At 64.5% G+C, this 6,222-nt stretch carries 6 protein-coding genes; all 6 read right to left on the minus strand.

What is annotated here, in order from left to right; all coding sequences use genetic code 11:
- Positions 1-267, minus strand: a 267-nt coding sequence (locus EOL86_11300; GenBank protein ID NCD26161.1) for a DUF58 domain-containing protein, incomplete at its 3' end; no start/stop codon positions are given.
- Positions 268-284: 17 nt separating this feature from the next.
- Positions 285-1,181: a MoxR family ATPase gene (locus EOL86_11305; protein ID NCD26162.1), complete on the minus strand. Its 897-nt coding sequence runs from the start codon at positions 1,179-1,181 to the stop codon at positions 285-287.
- A gap of 1 nt (position 1,182) precedes the next feature.
- Positions 1,183-1,968 (minus strand): 4-hydroxy-tetrahydrodipicolinate reductase, encoded by a 786-nt coding sequence (locus EOL86_11310; protein NCD26163.1) that lies wholly within the window; start codon positions 1,966-1,968, stop codon positions 1,183-1,185.
- Positions 1,965-3,836 (minus strand): DNA ligase, encoded by a 1,872-nt coding sequence (locus EOL86_11315; protein NCD26164.1) that lies wholly within the window; start codon positions 3,834-3,836, stop codon positions 1,965-1,967. Before EOL86_11315 ends, EOL86_11310 begins: the two co-directional genes overlap by 4 nt.
- Complete coding sequence (locus EOL86_11320) at positions 3,833-4,948, minus strand: potassium channel protein (protein ID NCD26165.1); 1,116 nt, start codon at positions 4,946-4,948, stop codon at positions 3,833-3,835. The genes EOL86_11315 and EOL86_11320 overlap by 4 nt, the downstream gene beginning before the upstream one ends.
- The coding region (locus EOL86_11325; protein ID NCD26166.1) for an excinuclease ABC subunit B at positions 4,945-6,222 on the minus strand (1,278 nt) is incomplete at its 5' end. The genes EOL86_11325 and EOL86_11320, both read right to left, overlap by 4 nt.

Consider the following 6,222-nt stretch of genomic DNA (forward strand, 5'->3'; position numbering starts at 1 on the left):
GCGGGCGCCTTCCAGTTCCAGCCCGGCCAGATTGGCGTAGGCGTGGATGGCCGAGACAATGGCGATGGACCCCAGCAAAAAGGTCAGCAAAAACGCAAGATTGTTGGTGTAGTTGATGGCGGCGACGAGCATGGCCACCAAGAATCCCCCGAAAACCAGACCGGACCGCGTGGGCAGGATGTAGATCCGCTTGCGGCCCAGACGCTGCGGCAGGACGGCCCGTTGCCGGGCCAGGATTAGCTTACGGATGAATTTCGGCAATGCCACGTCAGCTCCTGCGTTCCCTAGGGAATGGGCACGTCGTCGAGCAGGGCGCGCACGTCCACATGACCGCCACTGGGGCGCAGCCGGTGTTCGGCCAGGCTCGGAAAGACCATCTGGACGTCCTCGGGCAAGACATAATCGCGGCCATCCAGAAAGGCCCAGGACCGCGCGGCCCGCACCAGCCCCTGCCCGGCCCGGGGAGACAGCCCATTGACGAACCCGCCGGACCGGGTGCGCTCCAGCAGGGCCCGCACATAGCGCAACAGGGGGTCCGTGGTCCGGACCGCGTCCACCTGCTCCTGAATGAGCAGGACCTCCTCGGCGTTCATGACCGGCTCGGGCAACATCGGCCGTCCGGCGGCATGGGCGCGGCCGAGCAGGGCCAACTCGGAATCCGGGTCCGGATAGCCCAGGCTCAGCCGGAACAGGAAACGGTCCAGCTGCGACTCGGGCAAGGGATAGGTGCCGGCCTGATCCAGGGCGTTCTGCGTGGCCAGGACGAAAAAAGGCCGGGGCAGGGGTCGCGTGGCCCGGTCCAGGCTGACCTGCTGCTCTTCCATGACTTCCAGCAGGGCGCTCTGGGTGCGCGGCGTGCCCCGGTTGATCTCGTCGGCCAGAAGCACGTTGGTGAAGACCGGGCCGGGATGGAAAACAAAGGACGAAGTCTGGGCGTCAAAAATGGACACGCCCAACAGGTCCGCCGGCAGCAGGTCGTTGGTGAACTGCACCCGCTTGAAATCCAGGCCCAGGACAGTGGCCAGGGCCTTGGCCAGGGTGGTCTTGCCGATGCCCGGAATGTCCTCGATCAAAAGGTGTCCACGGGCGAAAAGGCAGGCCAGGGCCAGCCGGATCTGCTGGTCCTTGCCGAGAATGACCTCCCCAAGCCGGGTCCGGGCCAGGTTGAGCGCCGCGGACATTCTACTCTCCCATGAGCTGACTCATGGTATAGAGCCGTCCCGGTTTTTGGCTGGCGAGCCAAGTCGCGGCGCGCAGTGCCCCACGGGCGAAATTCTCGCGGGAATGGGCGCGGTGCGTGACCTCGATGCGTTCGCCCGGACCGAAGAAATAGACGGTGTGGTCGCCGACAACATCACCGCCCCGCACGGCATGCACGCCCAGTTCCTTTTCGGGCCGCGCCCCGACGATGCCCTGGCGTCCGTAATTGCCGACCTCGTCCAGATTCCAGCCGCGCGACTGGGCCAGAACCTGGGCCAGCTTCACGGCCGTGCCGCTGGGCGCGTCCTTTTTGTGGTGGTGGTGGATCTCGGTGATTTCCATGTCGTAGGCCTCGCCCAGAATACGCTCCAGGGCGGGCAGAATGCGGACCAGGGCGTTGACGCCGATGGACATGTTCGGCGACCAGAAAATGGGCGTTTTCGCGGCCAGGGTTTCCAGCTCGGCGATCTGCGCGGCGGAAAGCCCCGTGGTGCCGATGACCAGGGGGTTTCCGGTCGCGGCCACGGTGCGGGCCGAGGCCAGGCTGACTTCCGGAGCCGTGAAGTCGATGACCACCGCCCCCGGGCAGGCGGGAACAAGCTCGGCCAGGGTGTTGGCCACGGGGCAGCCCAAGAGTTCCAGGCCGGCGGCGCGCTCGGCCCGCTCGACCACGCCGGCCAGGGTGAATTTCTCGGACTCCATGGCCATCGCGGCCAGAGTCGAACCCATGCGGCCCTTGGCCCCCATGATGATGACGGCAGTGCTCATACTGTGCCTCCTATAGTGATGTCCGCGCCGATGAGGCGCAAATACTCGTCCTCGGTCAGAATGGCCGCGCCCGTTGCCTGGGCCTTGGCCATCTTGGTCGCGCCGACATTGGCGCCGCAAATCAGAACATCCGTCTTGGCGTTGACCGCGCTCTGGACCAGGGCGCCCAGGGCGCGGGCCTGTTCCTGCATGTCCTCGCGACTGCCCCGCGCCATCTTGCCGGTAAAAACCACATGTTTGCCGGCCAGGGGGCTGGTGGCGGCGACCGGACCACGGGCCGCGCCGGACCGGATGATGTGAAAACCCAGGTCCAGCAAATGGCGCAGGGTCGGCGCCAGACGCGCCAGCCCTCGCACGATGGACCCGGCCGTGATGGCCCCGAATCCGTACAGAGCCTCGATCTTGTCCTGGGTCAGATCCGGCAGGGCCTCCAGGGGAAAGGCCTCCAGCAGCTTGCGGCTGTCGCCCTTGCCCAGATCCTCGATGCCGAGCGCGGCCAGAAAACGCCAGTCCTCGACCTCGCGCGTGCGGCTCAGATAGATGGCCTCGGCCAGATTGGCCGACTGCACCGGCCCAAAACCCATGGCCCGAAAATCGTCCTCGCCCAAGTCATAGACCTTTTCCAGACTGTCATAGCCGGAAGCGACGAGCTTTTCCACGGTTTTACGGCCAAACCAATCGGCGTTGCCCAGGGTCTTGAACCAGTGCTCGATGGTCTGCACGGTCTGGTCCGGGCAATGCGCGTTCGGGCAGAGTAAAAAATCGTTCTCGCGAACCAAAGCCGTGCCGCAGGATGGACAGGTTCGGGGCAGGTCCACATGGGCGGCGACGAGCACGTCCTCGATCTTGGGAATGACCTCGCCGCTGCGGATGATCTCAACCTCGGCCCCCGGTCCCAATCCTTTTTTTTGCAGCAATCCGGCGTTGTGGGCCGTGACACGGCGGATGGTCGCTCCGGACAGGTTGACCGGCTCGATGAGCAACACGGGCGTGACCTTGCCGGTGCGCCCCACCTGCCAGACCACCTCCTCCACCCGGGTCAGGGCCGTTTCGCCCTTGCGCTTGACCGCGATCTGCCAGCGATAGTGATGGCTGGTCGCGCCCATGGTCCGACGCACGTCCTCGTCCAGCACCTCCACGACCATGCCGTCCAGGGGATAATCGACCCGGGCCGAGAGCTCATCCGTGATGGCGTCCATGCGGGCCAGCAGCTCCGCGCCCGAACCCTCCCAGGACGGCAGCTTGCTGTAGGGCACGAAATGGACCACGCCGTCGGCCAGGGCCTGCCTGGCGAGGTCGTTCACGGTGTCCGACGACACGATACCCACGACCAGATTACGCGGATGCTCGAATTTTCCGGCCAGATGTTCCTGGAAATAGCTCTGTTTGATGACCATCTCGCCCACGCCCCGGCCCCGACCGCCAAGGGGGATCATGCCCTTGGCAAAGGCCGAGCTGACCTCGTAGCCGACCTCGCCGTTGCCGCGCGTGACGAAAACCGTGCCGTCGTCGCGGCCGGCCAGCCCGTCCAACTTGGGCGTGACCCGAAAGCGGACCCCGGTCACGCCGATTTCACCCGCCTCCTTGGCCACACGGGTCACGAACCGCTCCAATTCCTCGGGCGTGTACGCCTTTTCCGTGGACAACATGGGCGCGGGATGACGCACCTCGCGCTTGCCGCCAAAGGTTTCGGGTTCGACCCGGTTCAGGAAGGGATGATCCGGCGCGAGTTCGCGCAACCGGGCCACGAGCAGATCGTATTGGGCGTCGGCGACCACGGGCGCGCCGGCCCGGTAGGCGGCGTTGTATTCGATCAGGCGCTCGGCCAGACGATCGACCTCGGTGGGAAGATGCAGGGGCAGGGTCATGCGGAGAAACCGTCCTCTGGCTTGCTCACGGTCTGCAGGCCGGAAAAATTCTCGGGCGGGCCCACGGCGATGAGGGTATCTCCGGCCTCGATGAGCGTTTCCGGCAAGGGATTAAAGGTCATGCCGCCGTAATATTTCTCGACGGCGATGATGATCAGGTTGAAACGGGGCCGGATGCCGGAGGTGATCAGATTCTTGCCGACCAGCTCCGAGCCGGCCTGAACCAGAATTTCCTCCATCTGCAGATTGTGCCCCTGGATGGCCAGGTCCATGAAATCCGTGACCGTGGGGCGGAGCATGACCTGGGCGATGCGCTTGCCACCGATCTGATGCGGGGTCAGGACGCGATTGGCTCCGGCCCGCTCCAGCTTGGACACGGACTCGGGCCGGTCGGCCCTGGCGATGATGGTCAGGGCCGGATTGAACTGGCGCGAGGACAGGGTGATATAGACGTTCTCGGCATCCTGGCTGACACAGGCGAAAAGACCCTTGGCCCGCTCCACTCCGGCCGCGACCAGGGTTTCGTCGCTCGTGGCGTCCCCGGCCAGGAACAGAAAATTGTCCCGTTCCAGCTCGATCAACAGGTCCGGATCGCGCTCGATGACGACCACGGGCAGGTTCTCGCGCCGCATCTCCTCGGCCACCACGCCGCCAATGCGCCCGTAGCCGCAGATAATGTAATGATCTTCCAAGGAATCGATAATTTTCCGCACCTTCCGTTTCCCCCATAAATCCTGCAATCGCCCTTCGACCACCACCTGCGTGAACGCGCCGACCAGATAGGCAAAACTGCCCACGCCCATGAGGATGAGCAGGGACACCATGAACCGCGCCCGGTCCGAGAGCGGATGCAGCTCCATGAACCCGACCGTGGAGAGGGTCATGACCACTTGGTAAAAGCTGTCCAGCAGGCTCCAGCCCTCGATCGCCATGAAAATGAACATTCCGTAGCAAAACACGGCCAGCAGAAATCCGGCCCCGAGGATCAGCGGAAAAAAGCTGCCGAAACGAAATTTGACCAGCAGGTAGAGGCCGGTGAACCCATGAAAACCACGGGCGCAGTCGGGCCACAACCGCTTCCAGAATGATTGTCGCGGACGGGTCTGGTTCATGCCCGCTTCCCCGCCGCCGCGCCGTAGCGTTCTTGCAAGGCCTTGACGCGGTCGCGCAGCCGGGCCGCTTCCTCGAATTCGAGCATCTCCGCCGCCTTGCGCATTTCCCGATTCAGTCGGGCGATTTCCTTGGCCGCGCCAGCCGGCCCCGGATCGTAAACAGCCGTGTCCTCGGCCGCCTTCTGCTCCTGGATCTCGCGGTGCAGATCATAAAGGACGTTGTCCGACTTCTTGCGGATGCTTTGGGGCGTGATGCCGTGTTCGACGTTGTGCGCGGTCTGGAGTTCGCGCCGGCGTTTGGTCTCGCCCATGGCCTCGGCCATGGACCGGGTGATTTTGTCCGCGTAGAGCAGGACGGACCCGCGCACGTTGCGCGCGGCCCGGCCAAAGGTCTGGATCAGGGAGCGGGTCGAGCGCAAAAAACCTTCCTTGTCCGCGTCCAGAATGGCCACCAGGGACACTTCCGGAATGTCCAGACCCTCGCGCAGCAGGTTGATGCCGACCAACACGTCGAATTCTCCGGCTCGCAAGGCCTGGATGATGGCCACCCGCTCCAGGGTGTCGATGTCCGAGTGCAGGTACCGCGCCCGCACGCCGCGCGCCTGCAAGAATTCCGTCAGATCCTCGGCCATGCGCTTGGTCAGGGTCGTGACCATGACCCGCTCGCCCTGGCCGATGCGCGCCAGGCACTGTTCCATGAGATGGTCCATCTGCCCCTCGGTGGGCACAACCTCGACCACCGGGTCGATCAATCCCGTGGGTCGGATGATCTGCTCCACGACCACGCCCTGGGCCCGTTCCAGCTCCCAGGGGCCGGGCGTGGCCGAAACAAAGATCGAGGTCCCGATGCGGGTCAGAAACTCGTCGAAACACAGGGGCCGGTTGTCCAGGGCCGAGGGCAGGCGGAAGCCGTAATCGACCAGGGTCTGCTTGCGCGAGCGGTCGCCATTGAACATGCCCCCGACCTGGGACACGGTGATGTGCGACTCATCGACAAAGAGCAGAAAATCCTCGGGGAAATAATCGAGCAGCGTGGCCGGAGGCTGGCCGGGCTTGCGGCCGTCCAGGTGCAGGGAATAATTCTCGATGCCGTTGCAGTAGCCCAGTTCCTCGATCATCTCCAGGTCGAGCTGGGTCTTCTGCTCCAGACGCTGGGCCTCGACGAGCATGTTCCTGCCCTGAAAATACTCCAGGCGCAGGCGCAATTCCTCGCGGATGTCGGCCATGGCCCGCACCAGATTGTCGCGGTCCGAAACATAATGGCTGGCCGGATA

Source organism: Deltaproteobacteria bacterium, from assembly GCA_009930495.1.
Classification (GTDB): domain Bacteria; phylum Desulfobacterota; class Desulfovibrionia; order Desulfovibrionales; family Desulfomicrobiaceae; genus Desulfomicrobium.